This is a genomic window from uncultured Tenacibaculum sp., from assembly GCF_947502995.1.
Classification (GTDB): Bacteria; Bacteroidota; Bacteroidia; order Flavobacteriales; family Flavobacteriaceae; genus Polaribacter.
In genome coordinates this window covers 1-16890 of the sequence record NZ_CANNBW010000016.1, presented here as the reverse complement: position 1 = coordinate 16890, position 16890 = coordinate 1, and the positions used below count along the sequence as shown (strand labels likewise).

The following is a 16890-nucleotide window of genomic DNA, read 5'->3' as shown; positions in this document are numbered from 1 at the left end:
TTATGCAACAATTAACACCTGCTATTAAACACCTAATTATAATAAATGCTATTCTATTTTTTGCACCTCAACTGCTGAATTTAGATTTAACAAATATTCTTGCCTTACATTTTCCTCAAAATGATCATTTTGGTTTTTGGCAATATGCAACACATATATTCATGCATGGAAGTGTAGCTCATATTTTATTCAACATGTATGGTTTATGGGCTTTTGGAACTCCTTTAGAACAAATGTGGGGAAAAAATAAGTTCCTATTCTTCTATTTTTCCGCTGGTATAGGTGCTGGTTTAATTTATACTTTAGTGAATTACTATCAATTTAATGGTATTTTTCAACAGCTTTTAAACTTAGGATTATCCAGCAACGACATCCAAGAAATACTAACATCTGGTAGATATAACAATGAGATTATCACATTAGGCAGCAAACAAATGTCTGAATTTTATTCACTTTATCATACACCTGCTGTTGGTGCTTCTGGAGCTGTTTATGGAGTGTTAGTAGCATTTGCTTTGGCTTTTCCTAATGCAAAACTTGCTATGATATTCTTCCCTGTGCCTGTAGCTGCAAAGTATTTTGTGCCTCTTATCATAGTTAGTGATTTATTCTTTGGATTGACAAAATACTCAATTGGAAATGTTGCTCACTTTGCTCATGTTGGTGGTGCAATTATTGGGTTTATTATTGCTTGGTATTGGAAAAAAAATCAATTTAGACATTACTAATGGAGACTATTAATAATTTAAAACAGCGATTCCTTAATGCCGGAATGTTAGAGAAACTAATCTATATAAACATAGCTGTGTTTATAATAGGCTTGTTAACTATTTCTTTTTCTGGACTATACGGAACAAGAACTAGTTTTTTAACTGAATGGTTTGCCTTACCGTCTGATTTAGATAATTTTATCACTAGACCATGGTCATTGGTTTCTTATGGTTTTTTACATGCTGGATTTCTCCATATATTATTCAATTGTATTTGGTTATATATATTCGGCAGATTATTTCTTGAATATTTCACCGACAAACAACTACTGAACTTTTACCTATTAGGAACTGTTTTTGGTGGTATGGCTTTTTTAATTGCCATGAATTCTTTTCCTATTTTTCAAAATACAAAACATATAATAGTTGGTGCTTCAGCTGGGGTTTCAGCAATTATTATTGGTACAGCAACTCATATACCTAATTACGAATTACGAATTCCTTTAATTAATGTCTATGTAAAAGTTTGGCATTTGGCATTATTTTTCATTCTTATGGATTTAATTAGTTTATCTGGTGGAAATGGTGGTGGTCACTTTTCTCATTTAGGAGGTGCTTTATTTGGTTTTCTTTATGTGAAATACGCAGGTAACAAAGAACTCGATATTTTTCCTTCATTTAAACGAACTTCTAAGAAGAAAAAAACAAACCTTAAAACTGTACATAAATCAGATAATTTAAATCCTAGAGGACCATATCGAACAAAATCTAACAATCAGAAGAAAATCGATACTATCTTGGAAAAAATTGGAGACTCTGGCTATGATTCCCTAACTCAAGAAGAAAAAGATTTTTTATTTGAACAAGGAAAAAAATAAAACACGTTGCCAAAGAAAAAGAAATATTCGTTTTTAGATAAATTACTGTACTTCATAAATTCTATCGTTGCTACAGCATTACTTTTATCTTACTTTTTAGCCTTCGTGTCACCTAAAACAGTTCCTGTTTTTTCTGTGGCAAGTTTAGCTGTACCTTTTTTAATCATAGCTAATACCATCTTTTGCGTGTATTGGATTTTTAAATTAAGGAAACATTTTATTTTATCTGGATTAATATTATTACTTGGATGGTTGTTCCTTCCTCCTTTCATTAAATTTTCTTCAAAAAATACAGCAAGAAATACAGATGTAAAAGTAATGAGTTACAATGTGAGAATGTTTAACCTTTATAACTGGATAAAAGAAGAAGGAATCAGCGAGAAAATCACTAAATTTATTAAAGAAAAAGATCCAGATATTTTAGCCATTCAAGAATATCATCATTCTAAAAAAAGAAATTTAAAATTTCCATATTCATATTACGTTCCAAAGTCGAAGAAAAACAATTTTGGATTAGCTATTTTCTCCAAATATAAAATTGTTAATAAAGGTTCTTTGGATTTTAAAAACAGTGCTAATAATGCAATTTATATTGATATTGTAAAAAATAAAGATACTATTAGAGTCTATAATTTACACTTACAATCTTTACGTTTAAACCCTAAAAAAGAAAATTTTGGTGAGTCTAGCTCTGAAAAATTAATTGGACGTATAAAAAATGGTTTCATAAAACAAGCTTCACAAGTTGAAGTTTTTCTTGCTCACGAAAAACAATGGAATCATAAAAAAGTCATCTGTGGTGATTTTAACAACACAGCGTTTTCTTGGGTTTACAGACAATTATGTAAAGGCAAAAAAGATGCTTTTGAAATAGCTGGAAATGGTTTTGGAAAATCGTTTAATTACTTTTTCCCTATGCGTATTGATTTCATTTTAACTGATGAATCTACAAACATCAATAATTTTAAAACCTACACCCCAAAATATTCAGATCATTTCCCAATCATGTCTCGAATAAATTTTGAATAGTTTATATTAGCAGTCTACTAAACTATTTACTCTTTATGAAACATTTTGAAGTTGCAGTAATAGGAAGTGGTCCTTCGGGAGCTTCAACTGCTTTTCATTTAGCTAAAAAAGGAATTTCAACAGTAATCATAGAAAAGGAAAAATTACCACGTTATAAAACTTGTGGTGGTGGTTTTGTGTATAGAGGTAGAAAGGATTTACCTTTTGATATTTCTAGCGTAGTTGAAAGAGAATTTAATACAGTTGATATTTTATTAGGTAAAAAACTTCATTTTAAAACTGTACGTAAAGATCCTACTATCACTATGATTATGCGTGATTCTTTCGACAATTTAATTGTTGAAGAAGCTAAAAAACTAGGAGTTACTTTACTTGAAGACAACAAGCTAATTGGGTTAGATTTTCAAGATGAAAAAACAATAGTTACCACTGATAACCAACAAATTTCTGCTCAATTTGTTATTGCTGCAGATGGAGCTTTAAGTCCGACAGCAAAAATGGCGGGATGGAATGAAGAAACTCGAAAATTAATTCCTGCTTTAGAATATGAAGTAGAAGTTTCTGAAGAAGATTTTAACCGATTAAAAGATAGTGTACGTTTTGATATCGACGCTATTCCTTATGGTTACGCTTGGAGTTTCCCTAAGAAAAATCACTTATCAATTGGTGTAGCTTCTACTAAAAAAGCTAGAATCAACTTAAAAAAATACTATCAAGAATATTTAGAAACGTTAGGTATTAAAAATATACTTAGTGAATCTCAGCATGGTTTTCAAATTCCTATTGCTCCGAGAACAGATGGTTTTGTAAAAAACAATGTGTTTTTAATTGGTGATGCAGCTGGTTTTGCAGATCCAATTACTGCGGAAGGAATTTCTAACGCTATTTACAGTGGAGTTTTGGTTGCTGAAGCCATTAGTGAAAGTAATTCGAATGTTGGAAAAGCTAGTGAATTATACTTAGAAAAACTGAACGAAAGATTGATTCCTGAAATTCAAACTGGATTATGGTTAGCGAAATGGTTTTACGAACAAAAAACAATTCGTAATGTATTATTGAAAAAATATGGACAAAGATTTAGTGATGCCATGGCTGATATTTTTCATGGCGACCGTTCTTATCCGACCGATATTAAACAAGCAATTACTAAAAAAGTAAAAGAGTTAGTATTTTAAACTAACTCTTTTTTTTATTTCTTTCCTAAAAATGTAAAGTATTGCCAAGTATTGAAATATGCATGGTGAATTTCATTATGCTCTGTTTCAAACTTAGACTCTAAAACAGGTGTTAAATGGCCTTCCATTCGTACATGATGATTTCCCATATGATTACGAAACCATTCGTGTTTAGAGTTATAAAAATCTACAACTGCTATATAGCCTCCAGGTTTTAAATCTTTGTAAGCTTGTGATATCATGAACGAAAAATCTGGATTTACCATAGTTAACATATATGAGAATAGAATAACATCTGGTTGAACATTATTTAAAACATTTAAATCTCCATAAGGACTTTCAATTAATTCAATATTCGAATATTTATTTGCTTTTTTCTCTGCGATACTAAGCATATCTCTAGAAACATCCATTCCTATAATTTTACTTTCAGGAAATTTCTTACTTAAGTTTTTCAAATTATATCCTGTACCACAACCAATTTCTAAAATAGTTTTAGGAGCACAAACCTCAGCAATCTTATCTATAATTAATTTTCTTCCAAAAAGAAATGACCATCTAGTAACATCGTAAATTGCAGATTGAAATTGATAATAATTCTGAATTAATTGATTCTGTTTGATTGAGTTTTCTACATTCATGTCCATATTACTTTACTATTCCTAAATATACACTCGCATAAGTTCCTACCCTATCCTCTCTATGTAACTGACCTGAAAGTTCTTTATCGAAATCAACTCTATCTTTAACAAAATCAGGAAAAAAGTCGATCTCTTTGGCCGCTGACCTCATTAATATTCTAGTTCCTGGTTTACTATTTTTTAAAATCAAACTCCATTCTTCTTCTAATGCTGGCACATTATTGGCCGCAAGCCAGTCTTGGTGATCTAAAAGCACATAATGAGAATATTCAGCTGGATTTTCTTTTAAAAAATCACTTAGTGTAGTTGTGTAGCTGTATGCGTTGTTTTGCTGATCTTTTAACTTTAAAAAATTCTCCTGTTTCAAATATTCAGGGCAACATTCTTGAGTGTAAAACCCTTTTAAATACACTTGATAAAAATAATTATCTCCAATATCTAGTTGTGTAAATACATTTCTGAACGATTCTTTGATATAAGCAACATTTCCTCCAGAATAACTTTCTTGTATTAATGCTTGCTGAGCTTTAGGAACACCAGCTAAGTACATCGTTAAATGATTATTCAACAATAATGAAATAAAAGGATTAAATATCTTTTCTTCTAACATTGTGTAATAACTCTCTTGTTGCTTTAAGGTATTTGAAGTCATGAAGTTTTCTAAATTCTGTCTTATCTTCTTACTCATATATAAATATCTTCTACACAGATAAGCTAAAGCACCTGAAGCTCCACGGTAATAAAACGAATTCCTCTTTCCTTTCCCTTGAAAATAATGAATGTGTTCGTCCCAATATTCTTTTGCATAATCTGGTAAATTTTCTCTCAAATATTTTCTGTAGTAACTTTTAGCTTCTTTAAAATTTCCTTCCCCAAAAAATTGAAACAATGCTTCATAATCTCCATATTGAAACATAGTTCTTTTTAACTCTAAAAGTGCGTTTTGCCTAAAATTCATGTCTACAGAATGAATCTCTGCAGGTTCATCTAAAAGATAATCTAGTAAATTATCACCAGCGCTTGTGATCATAACAAGTTTACTATTTTTATTTAATTGTAATAATTTTCGATCGCATCGTGGATCTTCCCAACAAGCATTATAAATTAATTTTTTTCCGTGTATTTGATGAAAAAACCAGTTTTGTAGCTTACTCATTTTTTTAGTTTAATGAAAGTTTCATAAAAATAACTTGGGCTTTTAAACTAAAGAAAACCTTATAATTAAGTATTTATGATCTTATTGTTAATTAAAAAACAAAACCACCTGAAACATCAAGTGGTTTTTCTAAGAACAGTAATAATCTGTTAACAACAAATGATTAAAACTTAAGTATTTTAGTAGTTTGCTTCTTCTAAAGACTTAGATTTAATATAATTCTCTACTTCATCGTGAGGAATTTCTTCTACTTTTACTGTGAAATCCCCATTAGATCCTGAAATAATAATTTCTTCTTGAAAAGCACCTTGGAAAGTTCCGTGAACTTTATAAGGAGTTGTTCCTTCACCTAAAGGTCCTGTCCATCCCATAACATCAACTTTTAATCCTCCAACGAAATGTGGATCTCTTACCAAATCAAATCCGTAAGAATAATTTTGAGCTTCTCCTTGAACATAAACACTGAAGAAACCTGGAGTTCCTAATCCAGTCCATACATACACTACTTTGCACTCACTTTGAGTAACTGGTTCTTTACCGTAAAATCCCATAATTTTGTTTTTTAATTCCCTACTCTATTTATTTTTTGGCTTTTCAGGTGACGCCATCACTTTTCTTAAAACAGTGGCCGCTGTGTATTGATTAGTTACTTCTAATTTCTAAATTTAAATCACTCAAAAACAAACAAATACCTTAAAGGCATATAATTTAAACTTTACCGTTTGATTTTTATTCTTAACTGAAGCGCATAAAAAAACCTCTTGATTTCTCAAGAGGTTAAAAAATTAGTTCTCTACAAACTATTTGATAATAAATCGGTTATTCACTTTTGTGTTTTCATTTTCAAGTCTTAAAATATATACACCAGATTCAAATCGATCGATATTAATTGTTCTTTTCTTTCCTAAAGGAGCTTTTTCAATTACTTGTCCTAACATATTTATAATAGTATATGTTGTGTTCGATAATTCTTTATCAGATCCACCTATTAGGTTTAGTAAATATCCTTTCTGAACAGGATTTGGAGCTATTGTTAATGAAGTTAAAATTCCTTCATCTTCATCACCTAAAACATCTACTCTAGTTCCAAAGTCATTCACAACAACAGCAGACGAACTACTACAAGTTCCTTCATAAATTCTAACATTTGTAAATGTTGAATTATTTCCTGAACCACCATCATTATCATTAATAAATACTAAACGATCCATCGTTCCTGTGTAAGAATCTCCAACCGGAATTACATAAGTAGTTGTTCCACTACTGTAATTATCAAAATTGGTAATTCCATAATTTTGTGTTCCATGAACTTTGAAATAACGCGTAGAAGTTAATGTATTATCATCTTCAAAACCAACTCCATGAATTTCTCCTTGCGATGTACTACTAAATTCAAACTCTATTACAGTATTAGGAGTTACAGTATAATTTAATGGAATATACTTCCATGTATTATTTGTTAATGTTAACGATGCACCTCCTGATCCTATAGAGAAATCACCTGCAGCATCTTGATTTGAAAATGGAGTTATAGTAAAATCATTAAAGTTTAACGTTGCACATCCTGGATCTGGATCAGGATCTGTTCCTCCAGTTGATAACGAAATTGCATCAATTGCAATATCACTAGACCAACTTGAACCTGTTGTTCCTACAAAACGTAATCGTACAGCAGTTTCACCTAAGTAAGACGCTAGATCAACATTAACTGCATTCCATTGATTACCTTGATTACCTGATTGATTCCAAATACTTGTCCACGTTGCTCCATCTGTAGAAGCTTCTAATGTTAAAGAACCTACACTTGTACCAAACATATGATTACTAAATGAGAACGTAGCAGTACTAAGCGCAGACAGATCGTAACACGGACTTAATAAAATTGCTGTAGCATTACTACCTATTTGTCCTGTACTTCCATTAGTTGAAGCTTCTAAGAACATATAAAAATTTCCATCTGCTCCTGAACTAGGACCTGTACCTGAAGAAGGAGTTCCTGAAGCATCTCTTACCCAATTTCCATCATCATTGGTAACTTGAGTCCAACCATCGTTTGTTTCAAAACTTTCACTATATGGGAAAGTATCTACTGTAGATGTACAATCTGTTGGCGTTGGATCTGGTCCTCCACCATCACATGGATTTGTAAATGAAACCGTTTGATCTGTTTGTCCGTTCGAACCACCATTATTATTTTCATTAGCTCCTTCACCTACTCCTCTTTCAGCAAAAGCTTTCCAGATTAAACATCTATACTGTCCTCCATATAAATCTTGATCTGCTTGTAATATTCCATCACGACCAGAAACAAAACCAGGATTTGCAGCTGTATTTTTTAATCCTTCAATTACTAAAGCCATTGCGATATTATTACCACCTGTACCATTATAAAAATCTGGATCAAAACCTTCTTGATCGATTAATAACCAAGTCATATCCCATAGAATTGTTGCAAATGCATATCCAACACCATGAGGTCTTGCTAAACCTCCTATATCAGCATAATCTGTATCATTTATCGATCTATCTGTAGAATACACTGTTGGTCTAATTCCTAAACCATCTAAACCTTGGCCTAATACATAAGTTCCAACTCCTCTTCTATCTGCACCTTGATCTCCTGCTTTCATGGTTAACATTAATCCAAACCAATCAGACCAACCTTCTCCCATTTGCTCAGAACCTCCTAAAACATTAGAGTTTCTTCCACCAACTAACCTAGTTGAAATACCATGCCCATATTCGTGCGCAATTATTATATTATCGAAAGATCCATCTCTTCCTGGGTTAGTTCTATTCCATAAAAACATTTGCATTCTTGGATTACTTCCATCTGGTGGTGTACCAAAGTTTGCATTATTAGTTCCACTTCCATCTTGAGAATCTGCATTTACAGAATCACTTCCAGTACCACCTCTTCCGTAGTTATTTTCTTGAAAATTACCACTAGCTTCATCAAAACCATACTGGTACCATACATCATGCATAATATTATTCCAATAAAATAAGTTTGTTGTAGAAGCATCTCTATAAGAACTTGGCGATTGATTTAAATTTACAGGAAAATCAAAATCTAAACTAGAACCTCCACTTGGTGAAGCTCCTGTACCATTATTTCCATTAGCATCTTCTTGAGCCCAAACATTATTACCTCTTGTGATAGTAAACTCTGCTCCTGCAGCACCGTTGGTATCATGCCATCCAAAAGGAGAAGCTGTAGCTTCAGCAGGATTTGTTACAATACTTCTTCCTCCATCGTCTGGATTAATCAAAGGCATTGCATATACATTATAAGAATCTGGAGCAAACATCATAGAAGTATTAGCATACGGAGCCATTACATGATTTTCTTCTTTTTTATGTTCTTTATGCTTTAAAACATGAGTATGATCATGATCTCCAAAACTACAAGAGATAACCCAGTTATCTTCAGTTACGATAGTATTTGAAGTAACATCAACAAAACTATTCCACCAGTTTTGCCCTCCTTCTTCGTATAAAGCTACATTCCAACATAAGTGAAGTTTACCTTCATGAGAAATATATACTTTCTTTACAGTTATAGGCTCGTTGTCTTGAGTATTTCCTGTATTTGAGTATATACTTAAATTATCTCCTTCTGAAGAACGACTCAAAGTTTTAACTAATCGCAACGCAGGTTTTAGGTTATGAGAACGAATCACTGTATTAATAGCAGTTTCTTCATTTATTCCTCCACCTCTTTGAAGTGGAATTTTAGCTTCTAAACCTGTAATAAATTGATTTTTTTCGAAATTAATCTTGTTATTAAACACAGATAGATTAGATGTTGCATTTACAATGGGAATTCCTTTGTAGTACTGTGTTACATAGTAATGGGTAAGGCCTTTTTTAAGTGATGATGCGGTACTTGTTACTTTCCACTCCTTAAAGTCTGTTGGAGTATCTTCACTTTTTTTTTGAAGTGATTTAAAATGTTGATCTAAAACACTTAAATCTTTAGTTGAGTTTTGGGAATAACTCAATTGTAGCGCCAGAAATAGCACTACAACAAGGTAGATTTTTTTCATTTTGTTTTAATTTTGAAAGGTTAACTATCCTAAAAATATCAAAATCAATTCTTTAAAAATAATTTACTTCCAAAACCAACAAAAAAGCCAAAACTGTTTTATTTTAACTTAAATTTTTAAAAATTTAACAAAAACAATGTTAAATAAACATTTAATCAATAACAAGAGATTTGTTTTTCCTTACTTTTTTCAAAACCAACAAATCTACAGGATTTATACCTAAGCCTTGTATATTTTTCTTTGAAAAACGAATTACTTCATCATAATACAAAGGTATCACTGGAGCATCATTAATTATTATACTGTCCATTTTATTGTAGAGCTTATAACGTTTAACATTATTTGTCTCTTTAATCGCTAATTGGTATAAAGAATCAAAAGTTTCGTTTTTAAAATGTGTGTAATTTGGACCGTTAGGAGTGAAATTTTTACTGTAGAACAGTGATAAATAATTTTCTGCATCAGGATAATCTGCGATCCAACTTGCTCTGAATATAGGAAGTTTACCATTAGCTTTCCCTTGTCGTAAAGTAGATGGTAAAATCACTTCTACTTTAACATCTAAACCTATGTTTTGTAATTCTCTTTGAATGAATTCACATAAATCTAAGTAATTACTATTCGTAGTAATTGTTATTATTACTTCTTTTCTTCCTGTAGACTTTTTAAAATCATTTACTAGTTGTTTCGCTTTTTCAGGTTGATATGTATAACCTTTCATTCCAGAGAACGATGGTAATCCTTTAGGAATAAAACCATGTATTGCAGGTTTCCCTATATTATTACGCAAGAATTTCATCATTTTTTCTCTATCAAAACCGTAATTAATAGCTTTTCTAATTAACCTTGATTTTGTGGGGTACTCATTAGCAACATCCATATAAAACCCTAAGTACTCTGTATTTAAATATGCTCCTTTTTGCATATTTACTTTAGTTTTATATTTTTTTTGTAAAGTTCCATCAGTAGCTAAAATCTCATCTTTGTAAGAAGCGTCTAAACTTTTCATAAAGTCTATATTCCCTTGAATAAATTGTAAAAACTCACTCTGTTTATCTGGTAAAAAAGTAACAGCTACTGCTTCTAAATACGGCAAAGAATTTCCTTCTTTATCTTTTTCAAAATATTTTTTATTTTTTCTTAAAACTAACTTAGTATTTTCTACCCATAATTTGAATTGAAAAGGTCCTGTTCCTATAGGATTTGACCTAAAATCATTCTTGAAAAAATCTATAGCTTCTTTAGGAACCACAGAACAATATTTCATACTTAACAAACCTAAAAAAGGCGGGAAAGGTTGTTTTAATTCTATTTTAAATATGGAATCATTTATCGCTTTAAAATTATCTACGTGTTGTAAAACCCATCTACCTGGAGAAGCAACTTTTTCATCTAATAATCTACGAAATGAATATTCAAAATCTTTAGCTACTACTTTTCTTGTTTTACGATCACCAAAAAGTTTATGTTTATGAAAATAAACATCGTTTCGTAATACAAATCTATATGTTAATCCATCTTCAGTTATAGTCCAACTTTTAGCTATATCTGGTTTTACTTTTAAACTATCATTTAATTGTACTAAACCATTAAATAACTGATGGACTCCCCATATATTAGGCTGATCTTTTGCAAAAGCCGGATCTAAAGAAGAAATATTAGAATGCTCATTATAACGAAATACTTGATCATCTTTAAACTTAGAAGATTCATTCTTACAAGATCCTAAAAACACATATAATAATAGTATAAAACTATTTCTCAAAACCATATTCTCGTTCTACTTTACATATTCGTAATTGATATTGTTGATACCATTTTTGTCGTCCCATTTCCCTTGCATATGTATGTTCTACATTATTTTTCCATTTAGATATAGCATCTAAACTTTTCCAATACGACACTGTAATACCAACTTCACTTCGAGCAGATTCTATTCCTAAATATCCTTCTTGTTCTTTAGCTAAATTATCCATCTTTTCTGCCATTTCATGATATCCTTCTATATCATCTGTTAATATTGTTGTAAATATTACTGCGTAATATGGTGCTGTAAAAATTTTCGCTATCATAATTTTAATTCGTATTTAGTTTCAGGTAAGCCAATGTCTTTGCTTACAAACTGATGTACTGGTTTAAAATTTAATTTTTCTAAAATTTTAGCTGAGGCTATGTTTTCATTTACAACATTACCAATCAGCTTTGTCATTTTTATTTGCTTAGCATACGCTATTAATCCTTCACAAATTTCATATCCAAATCCATTACCCCAATACTCTCTAATAAATCGATAACCTATTTCATCTTCATTTTGTTCATCTTTTACTAGTGCTAGTGTTCCTAAAAAATTCTTAGTTTTTTTATCTTCAATTGCATAAATCCAGAAATCATTATTCGGCAATGTATATTTAGCTATTACTTCTTTTAAATTCTGCTGAACACCTTCGTAAGTGTCAACTTCTCCTGTAGCGTATTTCAAAACTAAAGGATCACTTTGTAATTTATAATATCCTTCTATATCTTCTAATTTTAGATATCTAACTTCTAGTCTTTCAGTTTCAAAAATCATTTTCAATATTGTACTTTTGCAGTCGGTTAAATGTACAAGAATGAATGCGGAAAAAAAAGTAGCTTTTTACACATTAGGATGTAAACTAAATTTCTCTGAAACTTCTACTATCGCTAGAAACTTTGTTAACGAAGGTTTTGAACGCGTTGAATTTGAAGAAAAAGCTGATATATACGTAATTAACACTTGCTCTGTAACAGATAATGCAGACAAGCGATTTAAGACAATTGTTAAGTCTGCACTTAAACAAAATGACGAAGCTTTTTTAATTGCTGTAGGTTGTTATGCGCAATTAAAGCCTGAAGAATTAGCAACTGTAGATGGTGTTGACTTAGTTTTGGGTGCTACTGAAAAATTTAATGTAACTAGTTACATTAATGATTTAACAAAAAATGATGTCGGAGAAGTTCATTCATGTGAAATAGAAGATGCTGATTTTTATGTTGGTTCTTATTCTATTGGAGATAGAACTCGTGCTTTCTTAAAAGTACAAGACGGATGCGATTATAAATGTACTTATTGTACAATTCCTTTAGCTAGAGGAATTTCTAGAAGTGATACTTTAGAAAATGTTTTAAAAAACGCCAAAGAAATTTCTGAAAGAGGAATTAAGGAAATTGTACTTACTGGAGTTAATATTGGAGACTATGGTAAGGGAGAATTCGGAAATAAAAAACACGAACATACATTTTTAGAATTAGTTCAGGCATTAGATAAAGTTAAAGGAATTCATAGATTACGTATTTCATCTATCGAACCTAACCTATTGAAAGATGAAACAATAGAATTTGTTTCTAAATCAGATACTTTTGTTCCTCATTTTCATATTCCTTTACAATCTGGTAGTGACGAATTACTTAAGAAAATGAAACGACGTTACTTACGTAAAGTATACACCAATCGTGTTGCTAAAATACGTGAAGTAATGCCACATGCTTGCATTGGTGTTGATGTTATAGTTGGTTTTCCAGGGGAAACTGATGAACTTTTCTTGGAAACATATAATTATCTATCTGAATTAGAAATTTCTTATTTACACGTATTTACATATTCTGAGAGAGCTAATACAGAGGCTGCAGAAATGGATGGCGTAGTTCCTAAAAATGTTAGAGCTAAACGTAGTAAAATGTTACGTGGACTTTCAGTTAAAAAACGTAGAGCTTTTTACGAAAGTCAAATAGGAAATACCTTATCTGTTTTATTCGAAGGTGAAAATAAAGAAGGGTACATTCATGGTTTCACAGAAAATTATGTAAAAGTAAAAGCTCCTTGGAATCCTGAATTAGTAAACACTATTCATAATGTAAAACTAACTAAGATTGATGAAGATGGATTAGTACGTTTCGATTTTGTTGATACGGAAGTTATTCATTAAATTGTTTGCACAAAAAATCAAGAAACACCTCAATAACATTATGAAAATATTTTTTCTATCTATTTTTTTACTTGCTTTAAGCTGTGGAGCTCCGAAAGGAGATACTAATAAAACAGAAGCAAATCCAGAAAAAGAAACATCTATAAATACTGAAGATACTAACGCTGATCTTTATAAAAGACAATTAGTTTTAGTTTTAAATGATCCTACTCGTGAAGATAAAATTAAAGAGTTCTTAAAAAATAGTGGAGTGCAATGGAAAAAAATGGTTTTCGATAATGGAGCTTCTAAAATTGCAGTTGTAGAAATTCCAAATGACAAATATGATTTTTGGCTTAAAGCGCTAGGTTCTTCTAGTGAGTTCAGATCAGTAAAAGTAAATGCTAAAAATGTTGTTGAAGACCTTATAAAAAAAGAAGAAAACACTTTGTTAAGCATGCGTAAAACTGGTTGTTTTGGAGATTGTCCGAGTTACGATATTACAATAAACAAACAAGGTGTTGTTTTATATAACGGAAAACAATATGTTTTACAAGAAGGTGAAAAGGAATTTAAACTTTCGGATAAAGAACTAGAAACAATAAATAATAAATTAAACAAAAAGAAATTTTCATCCTTTAATGCTGTTTATGACAATCCTAAAATAATGGATCTACCTTCTACTTACATAGTACATCAGGGTAAACAAATAAAAATTAGATTATGGAATGATGACGTTCCTGAAGAATTAATGGATCTACATGAATACATTGAAGGAATTTTACTTGAAAAGAAATTCTTTGAATAAAAAATTATATGGAAAAAACTCATTTGTATTTCGTACCAGGTTTAGCAGCAAACACGAAAATATTTGAGTACTTAGATTTACCAAAAGAAGATTTTGAAACCCATTTTTTGGAATGGATTTTGCCTTTATCTGTTGAAGAAACAATAGAAAGTTATGCCAAGCGCATGTGCGAATCTATTAAACATGATAATTCAATTTTAGTAGGTGTTTCTTTTGGTGGAGTTATGGTACAAGAAATGAGCAAGCAAACAAACTGTAAAAAGGTGGTTATTATCTCTAGTATGAAGAGCAACAAAGAACTTCCTAACAGATTAAAACTAGCTCAAAAGACTAAGGCTTATAAATTGTTTCCGACTAAAATAGTTGAAAACATAGAAGAATATGAACATCTTTTTTTTGGAGATTATTTAAAGAAAAGAGCTGAACTATATAAAATGTACTTGTCTATTCGTAACGCAGATTATTTAGAATGGGCAATACACAATGTTTTAAATTGGAAACAAGATTATGAATTAGATAACATAATTCATATTCATGGAAATAAAGACGAAGTATTTCCTATTAAACATATTAAAAACGCTATAGAAGTGGATAATGGTACTCACATTATGATTTTAAATAAAGCTAAAACTATTTCAAAAATTTTAGCTGAAAAATGCGAGTGTTAAATTCATTTCTAATAAAAATACAAACACATTTATGCAGGTAAAATTATTACGCATCTTTTACGTCCTTTCTTTTTTAAGCATTGTTTTTTTATTATTGAATTTAAACAATGTTAAAACTAAAAACAACCAACAAATTGAATCATTACAAGATTCAACTATTGTGAAAACAGAAAAAAATGTTAGTCATTTATATGAGGTAAAAGCGGTGAAATTGCCTAAGCAAATGGAATTTGCAGGAGAACCTGTTCCTTTAGATCAGCTAGACATACAAGAACGTTTAGATCGTGAGTTATTAGTAAATACATACTGGCAATCTAATGGTCTTTTATTGATGAAAAGAGCTAATAAGTTTTTTCCTTTACTTGAACCATTACTTAAAAAACACAATTTGCCTGATGATTTTAAATATTTATGTGTTGCTGAAAGTGCTTTAATTCAAGTTCCTTCATATAAAGGAGCAGCTGGCTACTGGCATTTTATGCCTAGAACAGGAAAAGAATATGGTCTTGAAGTAAACAGCAATGTAGATGAGCGTTATAATTTAGAATTATCTACAAAAGTTGCTGCTGAATATTTAAAGAAAGCCAAAAATAAATTTGGTAGTTGGACATTAGCTGCAGCAGCTTATAACGCTGGCGGAGGTAGAATCTCTAAACGTTTAAAAGAACAAAAAGTAACAAGTTATTATGATCTTTTATTAAATCCTGAAACTGGAAGATATGTTTTTAGAATTCTTGCTTTAAAAGAAATAATGTCAAACCCAAAAAAATATGGCTTCGTATTTGACCAAGAAGATTTATACACTTTTCCTGAAGTAAAAGAAATATTAGTTGACTATCCTATTCCAGATTTAGCTGATTTTGCAAAACAATACAATATTACCTACAAAGAATTAAAATTAGTGAACCCTTGGTTAAGGGAAACCAAATTAAACAACAACAGTAAAAAAGAATACATCATAAAAATCCCTATTCATTAGATTTTCATAGAAAAAAGTCAATCGGATTTTACAAATTCTCGATTAAAAGACATATCATTTTATAAAAAAACACATGTTATAAGAGCTCTGATTTATTTCAACTTTTAAATGCATGTGTTTTTTGTTTTCTGTTTCTTTTTTTTCCTAAATAAAACTAGCAACAATAGTAAAATCATTACTTTAAACCAAAAAGAAATAGAAGCTCTTTAATAAAAAAAGGCCTAAAAAACAGTACAAAAATAATCCGACTTTTTATAAAAAGCACACATATATCATTTGTCAAACAAGTTAATCCCTATTTTTTCCAACGAACGCTTCATAAATTTGATAAGAGAAAAATAGCTATAAATTAAAATGATTTATTTCCTCAAGAAATTGCGTTATTAAACTGCTATTATCTCACAACCAACTTAAGATCATTAAAGAAATTTTCGCGATAACAGACATAAGCCTTGAATGTCTATAAATGATCAGGGAAAATAAATTTTAAAAATTCAAATATTATGAAAAAATCAATCTTAAACTTAGGAAAGTCGTTAAGCAAGACTGAGCAAAAAAACATCAATGGAGGTTTAATTGGTGGAGGTAGAGTACCTTGCCCACCAAGCTCTAGCTATACTGTTGAAGGACACTATACTAAAACTGATGGTACAAGAGGAACTACATGTTCTTACCCTTCTACTTTATCTGGTGGTATTTTCCCTGGATCTAGATGTTATGGAGCTGTTGTAGGTAACTATTGTGACATCAACGGATTCCAATAAAATATAAAACATGAGCTATTTTAGCTCTTGTGTTAACTAAATCACTCTGCACTGAAAGTACAGAGGTTTATTATACTGGGGACTAAAAGTCCCCTTTTTCATTCTAATAT

The 16890-nt window shown here is 30.5% G+C and carries 16 protein-coding genes; 9 read left to right on the top strand and 7 right to left on the bottom strand.

Annotated elements, in window-relative coordinates:
* The first annotated feature begins 2 nt into the window (after positions 1–2).
* The 4 genes from Q1A46_RS13930 to Q1A46_RS13915 are packed head-to-tail and all read left to right on the top strand — an operon-like array spanning position 3 to position 3792.
* A complete protein-coding gene (locus Q1A46_RS13930) occupies positions 3–728 on the top strand; it encodes a rhomboid family intramembrane serine protease (RefSeq protein WP_299679848.1) in 726 nt (241 codons plus the stop codon).
* On the top strand, positions 728–1588 hold the full coding sequence (locus tag Q1A46_RS13925) for a rhomboid family intramembrane serine protease (protein WP_299679845.1): 861 nt from the start codon (positions 728–730) through the stop codon (positions 1586–1588). The genes Q1A46_RS13930 and Q1A46_RS13925 overlap by 1 nt, the downstream gene beginning before the upstream one ends.
* Positions 1589–1594: 6 nt before the next feature.
* Entirely contained in the window at positions 1595–2617 is a 1023-nt protein-coding gene (locus Q1A46_RS13920; protein WP_299679842.1) for an endonuclease/exonuclease/phosphatase family protein, read from the top strand.
* A gap of 35 nt (positions 2618–2652) precedes the next feature.
* Positions 2653–3792, top strand: coding sequence for a geranylgeranyl reductase family protein (locus tag Q1A46_RS13915; protein WP_299679839.1), 1140 nt, complete (start codon positions 2653–2655; stop codon positions 3790–3792).
* A 14-nt stretch (positions 3793–3806) separates the two neighbouring features.
* On the opposite strand, the gene Q1A46_RS13910 is transcribed toward Q1A46_RS13915, so the two are convergent.
* From Q1A46_RS13910 to Q1A46_RS13880, 7 genes are all read right to left on the bottom strand, one after another.
* Positions 3807–4433, bottom strand: coding sequence for a class I SAM-dependent methyltransferase (locus tag Q1A46_RS13910; RefSeq protein ID WP_299679836.1), 627 nt, complete (start codon positions 4431–4433; stop codon positions 3807–3809).
* Positions 4434–4440: 7 nt separating this feature from the next.
* Positions 4441–5589: a DUF3419 family protein gene (locus Q1A46_RS13905; RefSeq protein WP_299679833.1), complete on the bottom strand. Its 1149-nt coding sequence runs from the start codon at positions 5587–5589 to the stop codon at positions 4441–4443.
* 179 nt (positions 5590–5768) lie between these two features.
* Positions 5769–6140, bottom strand: coding sequence for a hypothetical protein (locus tag Q1A46_RS13900; protein WP_299679830.1), 372 nt, complete (start codon positions 6138–6140; stop codon positions 5769–5771).
* Positions 6141–6389: 249 nt separating this feature from the next.
* Positions 6390–9638: a M36 family metallopeptidase gene (locus Q1A46_RS13895; protein WP_299679827.1), complete on the bottom strand. Its 3249-nt coding sequence runs from the start codon at positions 9636–9638 to the stop codon at positions 6390–6392.
* A gap of 151 nt (positions 9639–9789) precedes the next feature.
* Positions 9790–11409, bottom strand: a complete 1620-nt coding sequence (locus Q1A46_RS13890; protein WP_299679825.1) for an ABC transporter substrate-binding protein — start codon at positions 11407–11409, stop codon at positions 9790–9792.
* The gene (locus tag Q1A46_RS13885; protein ID WP_299679822.1) at positions 11393–11710 is read right to left on the bottom strand and encodes an antibiotic biosynthesis monooxygenase; all 318 of its coding nucleotides are present in this window, start codon (positions 11708–11710) and stop codon (positions 11393–11395) included. Before Q1A46_RS13885 ends, Q1A46_RS13890 begins: the two co-directional genes overlap by 17 nt.
* Positions 11707–12207 (bottom strand): GNAT family N-acetyltransferase, encoded by a 501-nt coding sequence (locus tag Q1A46_RS13880; protein WP_299679819.1) that lies wholly within the window; start codon positions 12205–12207, stop codon positions 11707–11709. Before Q1A46_RS13880 ends, Q1A46_RS13885 begins: the two co-directional genes overlap by 4 nt.
* Positions 12208–12247: 40 nt before the next feature.
* Here Q1A46_RS13880 and mtaB point away from each other — a divergent pair, with 40 nt between their 5' ends.
* The 5 genes from mtaB (at position 12248) to Q1A46_RS13855 (ending at position 16780) form a co-directional block, all read left to right on the top strand.
* The gene (gene mtaB, locus Q1A46_RS13875) at positions 12248–13582 is read left to right on the top strand and encodes a tRNA (N(6)-L-threonylcarbamoyladenosine(37)-C(2))-methylthiotransferase MtaB (protein WP_299679816.1); all 1335 of its coding nucleotides are present in this window, start codon (positions 12248–12250) and stop codon (positions 13580–13582) included.
* A 40-nt stretch (positions 13583–13622) separates the two neighbouring features.
* Positions 13623–14369: a DUF6438 domain-containing protein gene (locus Q1A46_RS13870; RefSeq protein ID WP_299679813.1), complete on the top strand. Its 747-nt coding sequence runs from the start codon at positions 13623–13625 to the stop codon at positions 14367–14369.
* An 8-nt stretch (positions 14370–14377) separates the two neighbouring features.
* Positions 14378–15037 (top strand): alpha/beta hydrolase, encoded by a 660-nt coding sequence (locus Q1A46_RS13865; protein ID WP_299679810.1) that lies wholly within the window; start codon positions 14378–14380, stop codon positions 15035–15037.
* Between the two features lie 31 nt (positions 15038–15068).
* Complete coding sequence (locus Q1A46_RS13860) at positions 15069–16016, top strand: lytic transglycosylase domain-containing protein (RefSeq protein ID WP_299679807.1); 948 nt, start codon at positions 15069–15071, stop codon at positions 16014–16016.
* A gap of 503 nt (positions 16017–16519) precedes the next feature.
* Complete coding sequence (locus Q1A46_RS13855) at positions 16520–16780, top strand: hypothetical protein (protein WP_299679804.1); 261 nt, start codon at positions 16520–16522, stop codon at positions 16778–16780.
* The last annotated feature ends 110 nt before the right edge of the window (positions 16781–16890 follow it).

Bases quoted from the DNA above. Each gene is read 5' to 3' on its own strand.
- Q1A46_RS13930 (WP_299679848.1), top strand. From the start codon at position 3: ATGCAACAATTAACACCTGCTATTAAACACCTAATTATAATAAATGCT.
- Q1A46_RS13925 (WP_299679845.1), top strand. From the start codon at position 728: ATGGAGACTATTAATAATTTAAAACAGCGATTCCTTAATGCCGGAATG.
- Q1A46_RS13915 (WP_299679839.1), top strand. From the start codon at position 2,653: ATGAAACATTTTGAAGTTGCAGTAATAGGAAGTGGTCCTTCGGGAGCT.
- Q1A46_RS13910 (WP_299679836.1), bottom strand. From the start codon at position 4,433: ATGAATGTAGAAAACTCAATCAAACAGAATCAATTAATTCAGAATTAT.
- Q1A46_RS13905 (WP_299679833.1), bottom strand. From the start codon at position 5,589: ATGAGTAAGCTACAAAACTGGTTTTTTCATCAAATACACGGAAAAAAA.
- Q1A46_RS13900 (WP_299679830.1), bottom strand. From the start codon at position 6,140: ATGGGATTTTACGGTAAAGAACCAGTTACTCAAAGTGAGTGCAAAGTA.
- Q1A46_RS13895 (WP_299679827.1), bottom strand. From the start codon at position 9,638: ATGAAAAAAATCTACCTTGTTGTAGTGCTATTTCTGGCGCTACAATTG.
- Q1A46_RS13890 (WP_299679825.1), bottom strand. From the start codon at position 11,409: ATGGTTTTGAGAAATAGTTTTATACTATTATTATATGTGTTTTTAGGA.
- Q1A46_RS13885 (WP_299679822.1), bottom strand. From the start codon at position 11,710: ATGATAGCGAAAATTTTTACAGCACCATATTACGCAGTAATATTTACA.
- Q1A46_RS13880 (WP_299679819.1), bottom strand. From the start codon at position 12,207: ATGATTTTTGAAACTGAAAGACTAGAAGTTAGATATCTAAAATTAGAA.
- mtaB (WP_299679816.1), top strand. From the start codon at position 12,248: ATGAATGCGGAAAAAAAAGTAGCTTTTTACACATTAGGATGTAAACTA.
- Q1A46_RS13870 (WP_299679813.1), top strand. From the start codon at position 13,623: ATGAAAATATTTTTTCTATCTATTTTTTTACTTGCTTTAAGCTGTGGA.
- Q1A46_RS13865 (WP_299679810.1), top strand. From the start codon at position 14,378: ATGGAAAAAACTCATTTGTATTTCGTACCAGGTTTAGCAGCAAACACG.
- Q1A46_RS13860 (WP_299679807.1), top strand. From the start codon at position 15,069: ATGCAGGTAAAATTATTACGCATCTTTTACGTCCTTTCTTTTTTAAGC.
- Q1A46_RS13855 (WP_299679804.1), top strand. From the start codon at position 16,520: ATGAAAAAATCAATCTTAAACTTAGGAAAGTCGTTAAGCAAGACTGAG.